Annotated in this window: 17 protein-coding genes; 8 read left to right on the top strand and 9 right to left on the bottom strand. The window is 67.2% G+C overall.

What is annotated here, in order from left to right:
• Positions 1 to 10: 10 nt before the first annotated feature.
• Positions 11 to 967 (bottom strand): P-type conjugative transfer ATPase TrbB, encoded by a 957-nt coding sequence (gene trbB / locus RN02_RS24325; RefSeq protein WP_043317482.1) that lies wholly within the window; start codon positions 965 to 967, stop codon positions 11 to 13.
• A 407-nt stretch (positions 968 to 1,374) separates the two neighbouring features.
• Here trbB and RN02_RS24320 point away from each other — a divergent pair, with 407 nt between their 5' ends.
• On the top strand, positions 1,375 to 2,127 hold the full coding sequence (locus RN02_RS24320; protein WP_043317480.1) for an NRDE family protein: 753 nt from the start codon (positions 1,375 to 1,377) through the stop codon (positions 2,125 to 2,127).
• Between the two features lie 287 nt (positions 2,128 to 2,414).
• Here RN02_RS24320 and RN02_RS24315 read toward each other — a convergent pair whose 3' ends face one another.
• From RN02_RS24315 to RN02_RS24305, 3 genes are all read right to left on the bottom strand, one after another.
• Positions 2,415 to 3,437 (bottom strand): sensor domain-containing diguanylate cyclase, encoded by a 1,023-nt coding sequence (locus RN02_RS24315; protein WP_043317478.1) that lies wholly within the window; start codon positions 3,435 to 3,437, stop codon positions 2,415 to 2,417.
• Between the two features lie 74 nt (positions 3,438 to 3,511).
• On the bottom strand, positions 3,512 to 5,791 hold the full coding sequence (ptsP, locus tag RN02_RS24310) for a phosphoenolpyruvate--protein phosphotransferase (RefSeq protein ID WP_009613924.1): 2,280 nt from the start codon (positions 5,789 to 5,791) through the stop codon (positions 3,512 to 3,514).
• Positions 5,792 to 5,812: 21 nt separating this feature from the next.
• A complete protein-coding gene (locus tag RN02_RS24305; RefSeq protein WP_009613927.1) occupies positions 5,813 to 6,292 on the bottom strand; it encodes an RNA pyrophosphohydrolase in 480 nt (159 codons plus the stop codon).
• Positions 6,293 to 6,437: 145 nt separating this feature from the next.
• Between RN02_RS24305 and RN02_RS24300 the strand changes: the two genes are divergently transcribed.
• Positions 6,438 to 7,097, top strand: a complete 660-nt coding sequence (locus RN02_RS24300; protein ID WP_043317476.1) for an HAD family hydrolase — start codon at positions 6,438 to 6,440, stop codon at positions 7,095 to 7,097.
• A 6-nt stretch (positions 7,098 to 7,103) separates the two neighbouring features.
• On the opposite strand, the gene RN02_RS24295 is transcribed toward RN02_RS24300, so the two are convergent.
• From RN02_RS24295 to ilvA, 3 genes are all read right to left on the bottom strand, one after another.
• The gene (locus RN02_RS24295) at positions 7,104 to 7,571 is read right to left on the bottom strand and encodes a DUF2269 family protein (RefSeq protein ID WP_009613931.1); all 468 of its coding nucleotides are present in this window, start codon (positions 7,569 to 7,571) and stop codon (positions 7,104 to 7,106) included.
• A gap of 22 nt (positions 7,572 to 7,593) precedes the next feature.
• The gene (locus RN02_RS24290) at positions 7,594 to 8,061 is read right to left on the bottom strand and encodes a DUF2269 domain-containing protein (RefSeq protein WP_043317473.1); all 468 of its coding nucleotides are present in this window, start codon (positions 8,059 to 8,061) and stop codon (positions 7,594 to 7,596) included.
• Positions 8,062 to 8,175: 114 nt separating this feature from the next.
• On the bottom strand, positions 8,176 to 9,720 hold the full coding sequence (gene ilvA, locus RN02_RS24285) for a threonine ammonia-lyase, biosynthetic (RefSeq protein ID WP_263866496.1): 1,545 nt from the start codon (positions 9,718 to 9,720) through the stop codon (positions 8,176 to 8,178).
• A 107-nt stretch (positions 9,721 to 9,827) separates the two neighbouring features.
• Here ilvA and rpiA point away from each other — a divergent pair, with 107 nt between their 5' ends.
• Both rpiA and RN02_RS24275 read left to right on the top strand, forming a co-directional pair.
• Positions 9,828 to 10,499 (top strand): ribose-5-phosphate isomerase RpiA, encoded by a 672-nt coding sequence (rpiA, locus tag RN02_RS24280; protein WP_043317469.1) that lies wholly within the window; start codon positions 9,828 to 9,830, stop codon positions 10,497 to 10,499.
• 74 nt (positions 10,500 to 10,573) lie between these two features.
• The gene (locus RN02_RS24275) at positions 10,574 to 10,906 is read left to right on the top strand and encodes a YegP family protein (protein ID WP_043268263.1); all 333 of its coding nucleotides are present in this window, start codon (positions 10,574 to 10,576) and stop codon (positions 10,904 to 10,906) included.
• A gap of 6 nt (positions 10,907 to 10,912) precedes the next feature.
• Here the strand turns inward: RN02_RS24275 and RN02_RS24270 are convergent, their stop codons facing one another.
• Both RN02_RS24270 and RN02_RS24265 read right to left on the bottom strand, forming a co-directional pair.
• Positions 10,913 to 11,641 (bottom strand): CatB-related O-acetyltransferase, encoded by a 729-nt coding sequence (locus tag RN02_RS24270; protein WP_043317467.1) that lies wholly within the window; start codon positions 11,639 to 11,641, stop codon positions 10,913 to 10,915.
• 50 nt (positions 11,642 to 11,691) lie between these two features.
• A complete protein-coding gene (locus RN02_RS24265; protein WP_043317465.1) occupies positions 11,692 to 12,624 on the bottom strand; it encodes an SdiA-regulated domain-containing protein in 933 nt (310 codons plus the stop codon).
• 141 nt (positions 12,625 to 12,765) lie between these two features.
• Between RN02_RS24265 and RN02_RS24260 the strand changes: the two genes are divergently transcribed.
• The 4 genes from RN02_RS24260 (at position 12,766) to RN02_RS24245 (ending at position 16,924) form a co-directional block, all read left to right on the top strand.
• Entirely contained in the window at positions 12,766 to 13,782 is a 1,017-nt protein-coding gene (locus RN02_RS24260; protein ID WP_009613942.1) for an AraC family transcriptional regulator, read from the top strand.
• A gap of 396 nt (positions 13,783 to 14,178) precedes the next feature.
• Complete coding sequence (locus tag RN02_RS24255) at positions 14,179 to 15,228, top strand: ABC transporter ATP-binding protein (RefSeq protein ID WP_043317463.1); 1,050 nt, start codon at positions 14,179 to 14,181, stop codon at positions 15,226 to 15,228.
• Complete coding sequence (locus tag RN02_RS24250) at positions 15,225 to 16,139, top strand: ABC transporter permease (RefSeq protein ID WP_043317461.1); 915 nt, start codon at positions 15,225 to 15,227, stop codon at positions 16,137 to 16,139. Before RN02_RS24255 ends, RN02_RS24250 begins: the two co-directional genes overlap by 4 nt.
• A complete protein-coding gene (locus tag RN02_RS24245) occupies positions 16,136 to 16,924 on the top strand; it encodes an ABC transporter permease (protein ID WP_009613945.1) in 789 nt (262 codons plus the stop codon). The genes RN02_RS24250 and RN02_RS24245 overlap by 4 nt, the downstream gene beginning before the upstream one ends.
• Positions 16,925 to 16,938 lie beyond the last annotated feature (14 nt).

Here is a 16,938-nt window from a genome sequence, read left to right as displayed (position 1 = left end):
CTCTGTTTCCTTACAGGTTGTGCAGGAGATAACGGCCGTTCTCGTATCCGGAAACCTCGAGGACTTCCTGGATGCGACGGCCTTCCGGGGTTCTGGCGATGGAGATGACGACATGAACCGCCTCGCCAATCAGCGGCTCGATATCGGCAGGTGCCGACTTGTTGCGGGACACCAGCGATTTCAGGCGCGTCAGCCCTTCGGCGGCGCTGTTGGCGTGGAGCGTCGCGGCGCCGCCCGGGTGGCCGGTGTTCCAGGCGTCGATCAGGTCGAGCGCCTCTTCGCCGCGCACCTCGCCGACCAGGATGCGGTCCGGGCGCATGCGCAACGATGTCCTGAGCAGGTGGGTCATGCTCACGTCGAGGGTGGTGTGGTACTGCACGAAATTCGCCGCAGCGCATTGGATCTCGCCGGTGTCCTCGATGATGAACACGCGCTCGCTGGGGAACTCCACGACCATCTCGTTGATGACCGCATTGACCAGGGTGGTCTTGCCGGTACCGGTACCGCCGATCACCAGGATGTTGCGGTGATCACGAATGGCTTTCTTGATCGCGGCACACTGGGCCGGCGTCATGATTCTCGACTCGACGTACTGGTCGAGGGTATAGATGGACACCGCCTTCTTGCGGATCGCGAAGGTAGCAGCCCGCACCACGGGCGGGAGCTGCCCGGCGAAGCGCGAGCCATCCAGCGGCCACTCGCCTTCCAGCAGCGGCTTGCTGCGGGTCACTTCCTTGCCATGGAAGCCCGCTACCGTCTTGATGATGGACTCGGCCTGGGCCGGTCGCAGGGTGCCAATATGGCTCATCGGCTGCCCGAGTTTCTCGACCCACAACTTGCCGTCGCCGTTGCACATCAGCTCCACGGTTTGTGGATCGTTCAAGGCATCGATAATCAGGGGGCCGGCGTCGCGCTCCAGTTTCTTCTTGGCGCGCTCTTTCAGGCTGGCTGTTTCAATGTTTTCCACGAACTTCGTCCACTGAAGGGTTACCCGGATCCTTGGGAGGGGCGAAAGTTACCTGAGAAACCAAAAGTTACGAAATGGACCATTTCCTTCATTCTGTGTAAGCAATAACTTACAAGCGCAATATCAAATTAACATCAAAAGTACTGCCTGTTTCTCGGAAACTCCCATTAACCGTGCAATACAGCGAAGCCAAGGAATAGTGGGTCTTTTGCAACCCGCCTGTATGTTGTTGCGAAAAATCGGAAGCAATTCACATCCGCTTTTCCGCATCGCACAGGTAGTTCTGTTAGCGAAAGCTTGAGGTTGATATCACCAAGAAATTTAAGTGCCATCATTTGAACCATCACTATTGAGCTTCCATATCCAGTCCCCTACCCTGCGGGGATCACCAGCCGATGGCTCGCAGCATGTGCCTGATCGTCCTTGCCTGGCGCCCCGGACACGCCATGCCGCTGATAGTCGCGGCCAACCGCGACGAGTTCTATGCCCGCCCCACCCTGCCGCTGGCGGCGTGGGAGGATGCGCCGGGCGTGTATGCCGGGCGCGATCTGGAGGCCGGGGGTACCTGGATGGGGCTGGGGCCTGGCGGGCGCTTCGCGGCGCTGACCAACGTGCGTGATCCGAGCCAGCCGCTGGGGCCGCGCTCCCGCGGCGAGCTGGTGGCCGGTTTTCTGCGTGGCCGTCAGGCGCCGCTGGATTACCTGGCCGAGGTGCAGCGCCGCGCCGCCGAGTATTCCGGCTTCAATCTGCTGGTCGGCGATGCCCGCCAGCTTTGCTACTTCAACCCCCGTGATGGCGAGCCGCGGGAATTGCCTGCCGGGCTGCACGGGCTGTCCAACGCTTCGCTGGATACGCCCTGGCCCAAGCTGCTGCGTGCCCGCGCCGCGCTGGAGGAACACCTCGACGAAGCCGAGCCCGGGGCGCTGCTGGGGCTGCTCGGCGACCGCGAGCGCCCCGACGACGAACGGCTGCCGGAAACCGGCGTCGGCCTGGCCACCGAGCGCCTGCTGTCCAGCGTGTTCATCGCCAGCGCCAACTACGGCACCCGCGCCAGCAGCGTGCTGCGCGTGCATGCCGACGGGCGCCGGGAGTTCATCGAGCGCAGCTTCGGGCCGGAGGGGGCCCATCTGGGCGAGGTTCGTCTGGAGCTCAACGCCTAGGGGAAGGTTGGTTTTGTAGGAGCGGACTCCGTCCGCGATGGTCAACCTACCGCGCCAATCCCATGTAGGAGCGCGCCCTGCGCGCGAAATCGCGGGCAGGGCCCGCTCCTACATCACGTCCGATGCGCGCTAGCACACCTCGATGGCATCGCGCAGCCCCGTAGGATGGGTTGAGCGAAGCGATACCCATCACCGCCACCGCATGGGTTTCGCAAGCTCAACCCATCCTACGAAAAACACCTCGGCGCAGCCGGTAGGGCAATTGCGCCTACACCATGCACCGAGGCCTAGCACACCTCGATGGCATCGCGCAGGCGCTTGGCCCGGTAGAGGGCGTCATCCAGGCGGCGCAGCAGGTTTTCCAGGGGTTCGGCGCGGCGCATGCCGGCCAGGGCGAAGCTGGCGGTGAGCGGTTGTTCCAGCTCGGCGCAGGCCTCGCGGATGTGCAGGCGCAGGCGCTCGGCCAGGCGGCTGGCGGAGGCCAGCGGGGTGTTCGGCAGCAGCACGATGAATTCCTCGCCGCCCCAGCGGGCGAAGCAGTCCTCCTCGCGCAAGGTCCGGCGCACCGCCTGGGTCACCGCTACCAGCACGCGGTCGCCGACCGGGTGGCCGAAGAGGTCGTTGATGCGCTTGAAGTGGTCGAGGTCGAACATCAGCAGGCTGATCGGCTGGTCGTAGCGCTGCAGGCGCTGCCATTCCTGCTGCAGGCTGCTTTCGAAGCGGCGCCGGTTGTAGATCTGCGTCAGCGGGTCGGTCTCGCTCAGGCGCACCGCCACCGCGGCCTGTTCGGCCAGGGCCAGGTTGGCCTGGCGCAGGGCCTCAGTGCGCTGTTCGACCAGTTGTTCCAGGTTGCGGTTGAGTTCGTGCAGCTCCTCGTTGCGCCGCTTGAGTTCCAGCTCGATCAGCTTGCGCTCGTGGATGTTGTGGTGGGCGCCGATCATCCGCGTGGCGCGGCCCTGGTCGTCGAATTCGACGAAGCGGCCATGGTCCCTTATCCACAGGTATTCGCCATTGGCGCAGAGGCAGCGGTATTCCTCGGCGTAGGCCGCCTGCCGGCCGTCCAGGTAGGCCTGGAAGCTGCGCATGACGCGGGGGAAGTCGTCCGGGTGGATCACCGAGTGCCAGGTGGCGACGTTTTCCGGCAGGCCATCGATGGGGTAGCCGAGCATGCGGTACCAACCGGGGCTGCGCTTGACGTCATTGCTGCGGATGTCCCAGTCCCAGATGCCGTCGCTGACGATCTCCAGGGCATAGCGGAGGGTCTTCTCGATGGCTTCGCGGTCGCCCGCGAGCGCTTGCTGCTCGTCCATAAGCCTTCTCCCGGCGCTGCCGGTTGTACAGGGCCCCAGGGACGACTCAGCTCCGGGGAGTGCGGCGCTCCAGGTCAGCCCTGGACGGTCGCCGCGGGGTTGATCACCCGGCCGAGGCCGAGGTTGCGCAATGCCAGGTGCAGGGAACTGTGGATCACCTGCGGGTTGTCGAAAGTCATCAGTTGGCCGAGCAGTTCGCGGGCCTTGCCCAGGGTGATCTGGCGCAACAGCCATTTCACCTTCGGCAGGTTGGTGGCGTTCATCGACAGCGAGTCGAAGCCCATGGCCATCAGCAGCACCGCCGCCGCCGGGTCGCCGGCCATCTCGCCGCAGATGCTCACCGGCTTGCCTTCGAGGTGGGCGTCGTCGACCACCTTCTTCAGCGCCTGCAGCACCGCCGGGTGCAGGTAGTCGTAGAGGTCGGCCACCCGCGGGTTGTTGCGGTCAACCGCCAGCAGGTACTGGGTCAGGTCGTTGGAGCCGACCGAGAGGAAGTCCACCTGGCGCGCCAGTTCGCGGGTCTGGTACACCGCCGCGGGGATTTCCACCATCATGCCGATCGGCGGCATGGGGATGTCCACGCCTTCGTCGCGAATCTCGCCCCAGGCGCGGTGGATCAGGTGCAGCGCCTCTTCCAGCTCGTGGGTGCCGGAGATCATCGGCAGCAGGATGCGCAGGTTGTTCAGGCCCTCGCTGGCCTTGAGCATGGCGCGGGTCTGCACCAGGAAGATTTCCGGGTGGTCGAGGGTGACGCGGATGCCGCGCCAGCCGAGGAAGGGGTTGTCTTCCTTGATCGGGAAGTAGGACAGCGCCTTGTCGCCGCCGATGTCCAGGGTGCGCATGGTCACCGGCAGCGGGTGGAAGGCCGAGAGCTGCTCGCGGTAGATCGCCAACTGCTCCTTTTCGCTGGGGAAGCGGTCGTTGATCATGAACGGCACTTCCGTGCGGTACAGGCCAACGCCCTCGGCGCCGCGCTCCTGGGCGCGGGCCACGTCGGCCAGCAGGCCGGTGTTGACCCACAGCGGCATGCGGTGGCCGTCGAGGGTCTCGCAGGGCAGCTCGCGCAGCGCGGCCAGGCCCTTGCTCAGTTCCTTCTCTTCGGCGACCACTTCGCCGTACTGCTTGACCAACTGCGGCGACGGGTTGGTGTAGATCTCGCCGTGGTAGCCGTCGACGATCAGGTCGATGCCGTCGACCTTGGAATACGGCAGGTCGACCGCGCCCATCACCGTGGGGATGCCCATGGCGCGGGCGAGGATGGCCACGTGGGAGTTGCCCGAGCCGAGCACCGAGATCAGCCCCACCAGCTTGCCTTCGGGCACCTCGCCGAGCATCGCCGGGGACAGTTCCTCGCTGACGATGATGGTCTGGTCGGGGTAGGTGAGGGTCTGCTTACGTTCTTCCTGCAGGTAGGCGAGGATGCGCCGGCCGATGTCCTTGACGTCGGAGGCGCGCTCGCGCAGGTAGGCGTCGTCCATCAGCTCGAAGCGCGCGACATGCTCCATCACCACCTGGCGCAGGGCGCCCTGGGCCCACTGGCCGGAGCGGATGATGCGCTTGACCTCCTGGCCGATGGAAGCGTCGTCGAGCATCATCAGGTAGACGTCGAACAGCGCGCGCTCTTCCTTGCGCAGCTGGGTGGCCAGCTTGCTGGAGAGGTTGCGCATGTCTTCGCGGACGGCTTCCAGGGCCTGCTTGAACAGCTCGACCTCGGCCTCGACGTCGTCGATGGGCTTGTCCGGGACCACTTCCAGATCGGCCGGCGGCAGCACCACCACGGCCTTGCCCACGGCCACGCCGGGGGCGCCGGGCACGCCGACGAACTTGGCTTCCTGGATGCCCTTGCCGAGCTTGCCCAGGCCGCGGATCGAACCGGTGGCCTCGGCGTGGGCGATGACCCCGGCCAGCTGCGCGCTCATGGTCACCAGGAAGGCTTCCTCGCCTTCGTCGAACTGGCGCTTTTCCTTCTGCTGCACCACCAGCACGCCCATCACCCGGCGGTGGTGGATGATCGGGGCGCCGAGGAAGGAGGCGTAGCGTTCCTCGCCGGTCTCGGCGAAGTAGCGGTAGCGCGGGTGCTCGGAGGCGTTCTCCAGGTTCAGCGGCTCCTCGCGGGTGCCGACCAGGCCCACCAGGCCCTCGTTGGGGGCCATGCTGACCTTGCCGATGGAGCGCTTGTTCAGGCCCTCGGTGGCCATCAGGACGAAGCGGTTGGTCTCGGCGTCGAGCAGATAGACCGAGCACACCTGGGTGCCCATGGCTTCCTTGACCCGCTGCACGATGATGCCCAGCGCCGCCCTCAGGTCCTTGGCGGCGTTCACTTCCTGGACGATCTTGCGCAGCGTGTTGAGCATGCTCAGGGCCTTATCTCCTCTTCAGTCCCGCGCCAGAAGGCGCGGCGCCAGTTCCTTCAGGGCGCGCCGGTAGACCTCGCGCTTGAAGGTCACCACCTGCCCCAGGGGGTACCAGTAACTCACCCAGCGCCAGCCATCGAATTCCGGCTTGCCGGTCACATCCATGCGTACCCGGTTCTCGTCGCCGGTCAGGCGCAGCAGGAACCACTTCTGTTTCTGGCCGATGCACAGCGGCTGGCTGTTGGTGCGCACCAGACGCTGCGGCAGACGATAGCGCAACCAGCCGCGGGTGCAGGCGAGAATGCGCACATCCTGCTCCTCCAGGCCGACTTCCTCGTTCAACTCGCGGAACAGCGCCTCTTCAGGAGTTTCCCGGGCGTTGATGCCGCCCTGCGGGAACTGCCAGGCCTCCTGGTTGATGCGCCGAGCCCACAGAACCTGACCGGCCTCGTTGGAGAGGATGATGCCGACATTGGGGCGAAAACCATCGGGATCGATCACGGCGGTACATCCTCGAAAACGCGTGTGCCCGCATTGTTCCACAAAGCCTGTGACAGCGGCAACGCGAGGCTTGGCGCGCATGGGCAGGGCCGGCAAAAGCCGTTACTCTAGGCGACTTTTCCGCTTTCGCAATTAATGGTGAACCATGGCGCGTCTGGCCCTTTTCGACCTCGACAACACTCTGCTGGCCGGCGACAGCGACCACAGCTGGGGCGAGTGGCTGTGCCGGCGCGGCCTGGTCGACGCCGGCGAGTACCAGGCGCGCAACGATGCCTTCTATGCCGACTACCAGGCCGGCACCCTGGACGTGTTCGCCTACCAGGCCTTCACCCAGGCGATCCTCGGCCGCAACAGCCTGGAGCAGCTGGCCGTCTGGCATCGCCAGTTCATGGAGGAGGTCATCGAGCCGATCATCCTGCCCCGCGGCGAGGCCCTGCTGGCCGAGCACCGCGCCGCCGGCGACCGCCTGGTGATCATCACCGCCACCAACCGCTTCGTCACCGGCCCCATCGCCGAGCGCCTGGGCGTGGAAACGCTGATCGCCACCGAGTGCGAGATGCGCGACGGCCTCTACACCGGCCGCACCTTCGACGTGCCCTGCTTCCAGGGCGGCAAGGTGACCCGCCTGCAACGCTGGCTGCAGGAAACCGGCATGAGCCTGGACGGCAGCTACTTCTACAGCGACTCGCGCAACGACCTGCCGCTGCTGGAAGTCGTCGCCAACCCGGTCGCCGTCGACCCCGACGACGTCCTGCGCGCCACCGCCCAGGAGCGCGGCTGGCCGGTGCTCAGCCTGCGCGACTGAGGCGCCTCACAGCGGCTTGTTGACCATCAGCCAGAAGATCGCCAGGAAGGCCAGGAATGCCGGCCAGCCCAGGGCGAACCACCAGCGCATATAGAAGAAGGCCCGCGGCGGCAAAGCGGTTCCCGCCGCCGTCGCCGCCTCGGCCAGGTCGCGCACGCGAATCTGCAGCCACACCACCGGCAGCCAGCAGAGCCCGGCGAACACGTACAGCCCCAGGCTCCACAGCAGCCAGCCCTGGGCCAGCGGCCAGCCGGCCCAGTACGCCAGGCCCAGGCCGCTGAGCGGCTGGAACACGGCGCTGGTGGCGATGAACAGCCAGTCGGCGCTGACCAGGTGGCGGAAGGTCGTGGCGATGACCTGCAACTGGCCGCTGCGCCAGGCCCGCCAGGCGTAGTAGGCCGAGCCCAGGCCGGTGCCGAACAGCAGGGTGGCGGTCAGGATGTGCAGGGTCTTGAGCAGCAGGTAGGGACTCATCGGCGCTCCATCGCCATCGGATTCACAGCGGCTTGGCCAGCATCAGCGCCAGTATCGCCAGCCAGCCGAGCAGGGCCAGGGCGAAGAACGCCGCGCCGAAGCGCAGCTCGCGCACCACGCGCTCGGCCAGCGGCTCGCCGCTGTCGCGGGCGCTCACCGCCAGGGCGCGGATGCGCCACAGGCGGCTGGTGAACAGCAGCCAGAAGATCGCCACCAGGATCAGCAGGCAGGCGCTGGCCAGCAGCCAGGTCTGCCCCAGCGGGAAGCCGGCGCGGTGGACCATCTGCCAGCCGGTCAGCGGCAGGCTGACGACGCTGCCGGCCACCAGCACCCAGGCCGCCAGGCCGATGCGCAGCAGCGCCTTGGCCAGCACGCCGGCATCCCCGCCGCGCCAGCTGCGCCAGCCGTACCAGGCGAGGCCGGCGATGGCCAGCAGCGGCACGGCCACGGCGACGCCGTGGAGGATCTTGAGGGTCTGGTAGGTTTCCATGCGGGCGGTCCCTGTCGCGATTCGTGGCTGTTCCCTCAGCCTAGCAGCGCTGCCGGCCGGCGGGTCGAACTGGGACAGCGGGCGCTGCCCCGGCGTTCCCCGCCGGCCGTGGCGTCAACCCAGGAACAGCTTGTACGCCGGGTTGTCGCTCTCGTCCCAGTACGGGTAGCCGATCTCTTCCAGCGCCTGCGCCACCAGGTGGCGCTCCTCCTCCGGCACCTGCAGGCCGGCGACCACGCGGCCGTCGGCGGCGCCGTGGTTGCGGTAGTGGAACATGGTGATGTTCCAGCGCCCGCCGAGCTTGTTGAGGAAGTTGAACAGCGCGCCGGGGCGCTCGGGGAACTCGAAGCGGAACACCTGCTCGTCGCTGACCCGTGGCGAATGGCCGCCGACCATGTGGCGGATGTGCAGCTTGGCCAGCTCGTTGTCGGTCAGGTCCAGCACCGGGAAGCCCTGCTCGCGCAGCTGCTCGACCAGCACCGCGCGCGGGTCGCTGTCCGGGTGGGTCTGCACGCCGACGAAGATGTGCGCTTCGCTGTCGGTGTTGTAGCGGTAGTTGAACTCGGTGATCTGGCGCTTGCCGATGGCCTCGCAGAAGGCCTTGAAGCTGCCCGGGCGCTCGGGGATGGTCACGGCGATGATGGCTTCGCGCTTCTCGCCCAGCTCGGCGCGCTCGGCCACGTGGCGCAGGCGGTCGAAGTTGATGTTGGCGCCGGAGTCGATGGCCACCAGGGTCTGCCCGCGGGCGGCGTCGCGCTCGACGTACTTCTTGATCCCGGCCACGGCCAGGGCGCCGGCCGGCTCGGTGATAGAGCGGGTGTCGTCGTAGATGTCCTTGATCGCCGCGCAGATTTCGTCGGTGCTGACGGTGATGACCTCGTCCACGTACCGCTTGCAGATGTCGAAGGTGTGCTGGCCGATCTGCGCCACCGCCACGCCGTCGGCGAACAGCCCGACCTGGCTCAGCACCACGCGCTCGCCGGCGGCCATGGCGGCCTGCAGGCAGTTGGAGTCGTCCGGCTCGACACCGATGACCTTCACCTCCGGGCGCAGGTATTTCACGTAGGCGGCGATGCCGGCGATCAGCCCGCCGCCGCCCACCGGCACGAAGATGGCGTCCAGGCGGCCCGGGTGCTGGCGGAGGATCTCCATGGCCACGGTGCCTTGCCCTGCGATCACGTCCGGGTCGTCGTAGGGGTGGATGTAGACGTAGCCCTTCTCTTCCACCAGCTTCAGCGAATACGCCAGCGCCTCGGGGAAGGCGTCGCCGTGCAGCACCGCCTTGCCGCCGCGGGCGCGCACGCCCTGGACCTTCAGCTCGGGCGTGGTGCGCGGCATGACGATGGTCGCCTTCACCCCCAGTTCCTTCGCCGCCAGGGCCACGCCCTGGGCGTGGTTGCCGGCCGAGGCGGTGACCACGCCGCGCGCCAGTTCCTCGCGGCTCAGCTGCGCCAGCTTGTTGTAGGCGCCGCGGATCTTGAAGGAGAACACCGGCTGCAGGTCCTCGCGCTTGAGCAGCACCTGGTTGTCCAGGCGCTCGGAGAGGCGGCGGGCCGGTTGCAGGGGCGTTTCCTCGGCGACGTCGTAGACGCGCGAGGTGAGGATCTTCTTGACGTACTGTTCGAGCATCGGGGCGGGCTTCGCAGGGACGGGGCACAAAGCCGGCAGTCTACTCCAGTCGGCCGCCGCCGGGAGCGGCGAATCCACATTCGCCCGGCGGCCCCGCTATAATCCGCGCCCCAAGCCCCCTTTGCCGGAACCCCCAGATGAACCAGGACCAGCTCAAGCAGGCCGTGGCCCAGGCCGCCGTCGACCACATCCTCCCGCACCTCGACAGCAAGAGCATCGTCGGCGTCGGCACCGGCTCCACCGCCAACTTCTTCATCGACCTGCTGGCCAGGCACAAGGCCGAGTTCGACGGCGCCGTGGCCAGCTCCGAGGCCACCGCGCAGCGCCTGAAGGGCCACGGCATCCCGGTCTACGACCTGAACAGCGTCAGCGAGCTGGAGTTCTACGTCGACGGCGCCGACGAGAGCAACGAGCGCCTGGAACTGATCAAGGGCGGCGGCGCTGCGCTGACCCGCGAGAAGATAGTCGCGGCCGTGGCCAAGCAGTTCGTCTGCATCGCCGACCAGAGCAAGCTGGTGCCCCTGCTCGGCGCCTTCCCGCTGCCGGTGGAAGTCATCCCCATGGCCCGCAGCCACGTGGCCCGCCAACTGGTCAAGCTGGGCGGCGACCCGGTCTACCGCGACGGCGTGCTGACCGACAACGGCAACATCATCCTCGACGTGCACAACCTGCGCATCGACAGCCCGGTGGCCCTGGAAGAGAAGATCAACAACATCGTCGGCGTGGTCACCGTGGGCCTGTTCGCCGCGCGCCCGGCCGACCTGCTGCTGCTCGGCACCGCCGAGGGCGTGAAGACGCTCAAGGCCTGACCTATTCGCGCCCATGGACGGGCGCCCGGCAACGGCTAGGCTTAGGCTGTTCGCGCAACGCGCCGGAGGCCGCCATGTCCGCAAAATACCATCTGAAGAAGGCCAGCGACGGCCAGTTCCATTTCACCCTGCACGCCAGCAACGGCGAGGTCGTGCTCAGCAGCGAGCTGTACCGGGCCAAGACCTCGGCCATCGAAGGCATCGAGTCGGTGCGCAGGAACTCGCAGCGCGACGGCGCCTTCGAGCTGAAGGAAGCGAGCAACGGCAAGCACTACTTCGTGCTCAAGGCCAGCAATGGCCAGGTGGTCGGGCAGAGCCAGATGTATGCCAGCAAGGCCAACGCCGAGAACGGCGTCGCCTCGGTGAAGCGCTACGCGCCGGACGCCGGGATCAGCGACGACAGCTGAGCCGCCTCAGTCGGCCAGCAGCGCCACGCCCCAGGGCTTGGAGTCGATCCGCAGGCGCCGCGGCCGTGGCGCGGCGGGCGGCGCCTGGCGCTCCAGCTGCGCCAGGCAGGCCTCGGGATCGTCCAGCGGCAACTCCCCCAGCACTTCCAGCGGCAGCTCCCACCAGCGGCTGGCCAGCAGGCGCTCGATCACCTCCGGCGGGAAGCGGTAGCGGATCACCCGCGCCGGCGTCCCGGCCACGATCGCGTAGGGCGGCACGTCCTTGTTGACCAGCGATTGCGCGCCTATCACCGCCCCTGTCCCCACCGTCAGGCCGTCGAGGATCAGCACGTCGCGGCCGATCCACACGTCATGGCCGATGGACGAGGGGCGCCGGGACTCGTCGCGGATGATCGGGCGGCCGATCAGTTTAGGGTTGGACGGGAAGTTGTGGGTGGTCAGCCAGTCCATCGGGTGCGAATGGCGGCCCTGACCGATCACCACGCCGGTGGCGATCGAGCAGTAGCGGCCGATCCGCGCCACGTCGAGGAACTCGCAGCCGCTGACGGCATCGGTGTGCGCGCCTATCTCCAGCTCGCGCGAGTAGATCTTCGCCTTGCCCAGCTTCACCCCCGGCTCCAGGGTCAGGCGCGCGCCGTCGCGCAGCGACTTGATCCCGCCGGCCAGGCGGCAGCCGTGTTCGCTCAGCGCCTTGTTCAGGCGGCGGTTGATCAGGGCTTCGCGGATGATGTTCAAGGTCGCTCCAGGGGCGGGACAACAGGTGGGGCGACAATGTAAGCCTTTTGTTACTCCGGCTCCACGCCCGGCGCCTTGCGGAACACGTAGAACAGGTTGGGCTCGCTGACCAGGTACAGCGTGCCCGCCTCGTCCATGGCCAGGCCCTCGGCCTGCGGCACGCTGCGCTTGAGCCCCTGCATGCCGCGCAGCAGCGACAGGCTGCTGATGGGCTCGCCGTCGACATCCAGCTCCAGCACCAGGCGCGACTCGTCCGACAGCGCCAGCAGGTGGCCGCTGCCCTCGTCGTACTGCAGGCTGGAAAGGTCGCGGACGAACAGCCGGCGGTCGCGCTTGAGGTCGTCCAGCACGTGCACGGCGAAGGGCTTGTCGGGCTGCGTGTGGGGGAAGCCGTGGACCTCGTAGATGCGCACCGGGTCGCGTTCCTTGGCGACGAACAGGCGCTGGCCGACCGAGTCGTAGGCCAGCCCCTCGAAGCCCTTGTTGCCCATCGGCCCCAGGCCCAGGGACAGCTGTTGCGCCTGTTCGGCGTCCAGCTCGCGGGTGTCGTCGTCCAGGCGCACCTTGAACAGGCGCTGGCGGCGCTCGTCGCTGAGCACGTAGAGGCCGGGGCCGATGTATTCGATGGCCTCGGTGTCGCCGAAATCGTGCAGGGTGATCTTGCGCAGCACCTTGCCGTCCAGGGACAGCTCGACGATCTGCGCCGGCTGGTTGGTGACGGTGAACAGGCTGCGCCGCTCGGGATCGTAGGTCAGCGCCGAGACGTCGTCGTCCAGGCCCTCGATGGGCTGCGCCTCGATCTCGACGCGGTAGTCGGGCAGCCAGATCGAGCGTTCGCGCCAGTTTTCCGCATGGTGCCATTCGCGCACGGCGAACCAGGCGCGTTCGTAGACGCGGAACTGCTGGCCGAGCCAGGCCAGGGCGAGCAGGAGAAGGATCAGCAGCGCCGCCAGGCAGCGGCGCAAGGTGAGGAAACGGAACATCGCAGGTCCATGTCGATGGGGGCACGCCGTAATAGCACAAGGCCGCTGAAGCCAGGCTTAATCCCCGTGCAGGAAAATTCCTCAAGGCTAAAGTCAGGCTAGCGTAATCCCGTGTTCTCGCCGCCCCCGCAAGGAGTTCCGATGAGCGCCGTCCAACTTCCCGAGCAGCGTACCCTGACCACCCTGCACACCGTGGTGCTGGCCACCGAGGTGCTGAGCCAGGCCGGCATCCCCCGCGGCCGGCTGCTGGAGGGCAGCGGCATCGCCGAGGCGGACCTGCTGACGCCGGAGAAATTCGTCAGCCACGCCCAGGAGCTGCGGGTATTCGCCAATGCCCTGAGCTGCTACCAGGACCCGGCTTTGGGCCTCTACCTGGGCCTGCGCATGCACGTTTCGGCCTACGGCATGCTCGGCTACAGCATGCTGGCCAGCCGCACCCTGCGCGACGCCCTGCAACTAGCCCTGGCCCATCCCGACCTGCTCGGCACCTACTTCCGCCTGGCCCTGCAGGACCACGGCGACGAGGTCTGGCTGAGCGCCGAGGGCTACCGCTACGCGCCGGAGCTGACGGTGTTCAACACCGAGCTGTGCCTGACCTCGCTGCTCACCGTGGTGCGCGACCTGCTCGGCGAGTCGGTGCGCCCGCGGCGCCTGCTGCTGGCCTACCGCCCGCCGCTGCATGCCGGCACCTACAGCGAACGCCTGGGCTGCCCGGTGGAGTTCGGCGCCGCCACCAGCGCCCTGTGCCTGGGCCCGGCGCTGCTCGACCGCGCCCTGCCGCTGGCCGACCCGGTCAGCTGCCACAACGGCCTGCAGCAATGCCAGCGCCTGAGCGCGGCCATGAGCGGGCGCGACGACATCCTCGAACTGATCCGCCGCCACCTCGCCAACCACCTGCAGGAAGCCCGTGGCCTGGACGAGGTGGCGCGCCACCTGCACCGCTCCAGCCGCACCCTGCGCCGGCACCTGCAGCAGCACAACACCAGCTACCAGCAGGTGCTGGACGAAGTGCGCTACGACAAGGCCCGGCAACTGCTCAAGGACACCGACCTGCCCATCTACCTGATCGCCGAACGGCTCGGCTACAGCGAGACCGCCAGCTTCCGCCATGCCTTCCAGCGCTGGAGCGGGGCGAGCCCGAGTCTGTATCGCGGTTGAGCCCGAGCCGGCCTGGCGGCCGGATCGCGGATGAGATCCGCTCCTACACCATCCTCAACACCCGTGCTCCTTGTAGGAGCGCGCCCTGCGCGCGAAATCGCGGGCAGGGCCCGCTCCTACAGGAGGGGTCGACGGTGGGCGCATCGTAGGAGCGAATCCCATCCGCGAAACGCGCCGGAACCTCCGGCTATCGCGAGCAAGCCCGCTCCTGCGAAGAGCCGGCCAGGCTGGCGAAAACGGCCCCTCAACTTGGCCTGATTTATCCCTTATTGGCCTGTTCTATCGTTCTGCCGCCGCGAAAAGGAGGGCCATTATCAAGCCGCAGCTAGGTGAAGCGGCCGCCAGAGCCGTAAAACCGTAAACAATAACAACTGCTTAACTGCATGGTATTGAAGCATGACCAGCGCGATTGCCATCGAGCGAATCGGCATGGAATTCGGTACCCCCGGCCAAGGCCTCAAGGCCCTGGACGACGTGTCCCTGGACATCCGCGCCAACGAATTCTTCACCCTCCTCGGCCCCTCGGGCTGCGGCAAGACCACCCTCCTGCGGCTCATCGCCGGCTTCGAACAACCCACCTCCGGCAGCATCCGCCTCTACGGCGAGCCCATGCAGGGCCTCCCGCCCTTCCGCCGCCCGGTCAACACCGTGTTCCAGAGCTACGCCCTGTTCCCGCACATGACCGTGGCGCAGAACATCGCCTTCGGCCTGGAGATGCAGGGCAAGCCCAAGGCCGAGACCGAGGCCACGGTGAAGGCCATGCTCGACCTGGTGCGCCTGCCCGACGTCGGCTCGCGCCGCGCCGACCAGCTCTCCGGCGGCCAGCAGCAGCGCATCGCCCTGGCCCGCGCGCTGGCCAGCCGGCCCAAGGTGCTGCTGCTGGACGAATCGCTCTCGGCGCTGGACCTGAAGCTGCGCAAGGAAATGCAGATCGAACTCAAGCGCCTGCAGCACGAGACCGGCATCACCTTCATCTTCGTCACCCACGACCAGGAAGAAGCCCTGACCATGTCCGACCGCATCGCGGTGATGAACAAGGGCCAGGTCCTGCAGATCGGCACCCCCACCGAAATCTACGACGCCCCGGCCAACCGCTGGGTGGCCGACTTCATCGGCGAGACCAACTTCCTCGAGGCCGAGGCCAACGGCGACGGCGTGGTCCTCGCCGACGGCCAGCGCCTGGCCGCCGCCACCACGCTGCCAGGCAAGGTGACCCTGGCGATCCGCCCGGAACGTACCGAGCTGGCCCAGGACGGCGAATTGGAAGGCGTGGTGGAAACCGTGGTCTACGTCGGCACCGACACCGTCTACCACCTGAAGGTCGCAGGCGCCCCCGGCTTCCGCGTGCGCCAGCAGAACCGCCAGGGCGCGGTGGGCGCCCACGAGCCCGGCGCGCGGGTGCGCGTGCGGGTGCCCGGCGACGCCATCCGGGTGCTGGCCGAATGAGCACGCTGCGCCTGCAAGCCGAGCGCAAGAGCCTGCGCGCCCGGCTGGCGCTGACCACCCCGGCGATGCTGGTGCTGCTGGTGTTCCTGGTGCTGCCGCTGGGCATCATGTTCGCCGTGTCGGTCCAGGCGCCCGGCGACTACGGCGGCGTGAAGTGGGGCCAGCACACCCTGGAGGCGTACATCAACTTCCTCTGGGAACGCGACCTGGACGACGCCCTGGTGTTCAACACCGACTACCTGGGCATCTTCCAGCGCTCCTTCTGGCTGTCCATCCTGACCACCGTCGGCTGCCTGCTGATCGGCTTCCCCACCGCGCTGTACCTGGCGCTGCAGGACGAGCGCCGGCGCAACATGCTGCTGTTCCTGGTCACGGTGCCGTTCTGGACCAACCTGCTGGTGCGCGTTTACGCCTGGATACTGCTGCTGCGCAACGGCGGACTGATCGACGAGGGCCTGCACAAGCTGGGCTTCAGCGATGCCGCCATCGGCCTGCTGTATACCGACAACGCGGTGATCATCGGCCTGCTCTACACCTACCTGCCGTTCATGGTGCTGCCCATCTACACCAGCCTGGAGAAGATGGACTGGCGCCTGGTGGAGGCCGCCTTCGACCTCGGCGCCAACCGCTGGAAGGCGCTCAGGCGGATCATCATCCCGCTGGCGATGCCCGGCATCGTCGCCGGCTGCATCCTGGTGTTCATCCCCTCGCTGGGCAACTACATCATCCCCGAGCTGCTCGGCGGCGGTAAGTCGCTGATGATCGGCAACCTGATCCAGCTGCAGTTCGGCACGGCGCACAACTGGCCGTTCGGCGCGGCACTGTCCTTCGCCCTGCTCGCCTTCGTCCTCGCCGCCATGCTGGTCTACAGCATGCGCTTCAGGCAGGGCGCCGCCGGAGGTCACCCATGAATTCGCTGAACCCGCTGTGGCGCTTCGCCGGCGTGCGCCCGGCCGCCTGGCTGTTCTTCGCCTTCCTCTACGTACCGATCCTGGTGCTGGTGGTGCTGAGCTTCAACAGCGGCCAGTCGGCGACCCTCTGGGAAAGCTTCAGCTTCAAGTGGTACGCGGTGGTGGCCAACGACCCGGAGATCGTCCGCGCGGCGAAGAACTCGTTGATAGTGGCCAGCCTGGCCACGGTCTTCGCCACCCTGCTCGCCACCCTGGCGGCGCTGGGCATGCGCGGCCGCGCCTTCCGCGGGCAGAGCCTGATGAACGGCGTGCTCGGCCTGCCGCTGCTGGTGCCGGAGATAGTGGTGGCGGTGGCCACGCTGATGTTCTTCGCCTTCATCGGCCTGAAACTGTCGCTGTTCACCATCCTCATCGCCCACGTGGTGTTCTGCATCCCCTTCGCCTACCTGCCGATCCGCGCCCGCCTGGAGGGCATGGACCCGCGCCTGGCGGAAGCCGCGGCGGACCTCTACGCCTCGCCGTGGAAGGCCTTCTGGAAGGTGACCTGCCCGCTGCTGATGCCCGGCATCCTCTCCGGGGCGATGCTGGCGTTCATCATCTCGATGGACGACTTCGTCATCACCTACTTCGTCGCCGGCGCCGGGGCCACCACCCTGCCGGTGTACATCTTCAGTTCCATAAGAATGGGGATATCGCCGAAGATCAACGCGATCTCGTCGATCATCCTGCTGATTTCCATCGCGTTCGTTGCGTTGTCGTACTACGTCGGCCAGCGCCGGCGTTGACTGCCTCCCGATAA

Source organism: Pseudomonas sp. PI1, from assembly GCF_000812405.1.
In the GTDB taxonomy this organism is placed as follows: domain Bacteria; phylum Pseudomonadota; class Gammaproteobacteria; order Pseudomonadales; family Pseudomonadaceae; genus Pseudomonas; species Pseudomonas citronellolis.
This window is presented reverse-complemented; position numbering and strand designations above follow the sequence as displayed.

What these genes read in the sequence shown, in the direction of transcription:
- RN02_RS24320 (WP_043317480.1), top strand. Translation starts at nt 1,375, where the DNA reads ATGTGCCTGATCGTCCTTGCCTGGCGCCCCGGACACGCCATGCCGCTG.
- RN02_RS24315 (WP_043317478.1), bottom strand. Translation starts at nt 3,437, where the DNA reads ATGGACGAGCAGCAAGCGCTCGCGGGCGACCGCGAAGCCATCGAGAAG.
- ptsP (WP_009613924.1), bottom strand. Translation starts at nt 5,791, where the DNA reads ATGCTCAACACGCTGCGCAAGATCGTCCAGGAAGTGAACGCCGCCAAG.
- RN02_RS24300 (WP_043317476.1), top strand. Translation starts at nt 6,438, where the DNA reads ATGGCGCGTCTGGCCCTTTTCGACCTCGACAACACTCTGCTGGCCGGC.
- RN02_RS24295 (WP_009613931.1), bottom strand. Translation starts at nt 7,571, where the DNA reads ATGAGTCCCTACCTGCTGCTCAAGACCCTGCACATCCTGACCGCCACC.
- RN02_RS24290 (WP_043317473.1), bottom strand. Translation starts at nt 8,061, where the DNA reads ATGGAAACCTACCAGACCCTCAAGATCCTCCACGGCGTCGCCGTGGCC.
- rpiA (WP_043317469.1), top strand. Translation starts at nt 9,828, where the DNA reads ATGAACCAGGACCAGCTCAAGCAGGCCGTGGCCCAGGCCGCCGTCGAC.
- RN02_RS24275 (WP_043268263.1), top strand. Translation starts at nt 10,574, where the DNA reads ATGTCCGCAAAATACCATCTGAAGAAGGCCAGCGACGGCCAGTTCCAT.
- RN02_RS24265 (WP_043317465.1), bottom strand. Translation starts at nt 12,624, where the DNA reads ATGTTCCGTTTCCTCACCTTGCGCCGCTGCCTGGCGGCGCTGCTGATC.
- RN02_RS24260 (WP_009613942.1), top strand. Translation starts at nt 12,766, where the DNA reads ATGAGCGCCGTCCAACTTCCCGAGCAGCGTACCCTGACCACCCTGCAC.
- RN02_RS24255 (WP_043317463.1), top strand. Translation starts at nt 14,179, where the DNA reads ATGACCAGCGCGATTGCCATCGAGCGAATCGGCATGGAATTCGGTACC.
- RN02_RS24250 (WP_043317461.1), top strand. Translation starts at nt 15,225, where the DNA reads ATGAGCACGCTGCGCCTGCAAGCCGAGCGCAAGAGCCTGCGCGCCCGG.
- RN02_RS24245 (WP_009613945.1), top strand. Translation starts at nt 16,136, where the DNA reads ATGAATTCGCTGAACCCGCTGTGGCGCTTCGCCGGCGTGCGCCCGGCC.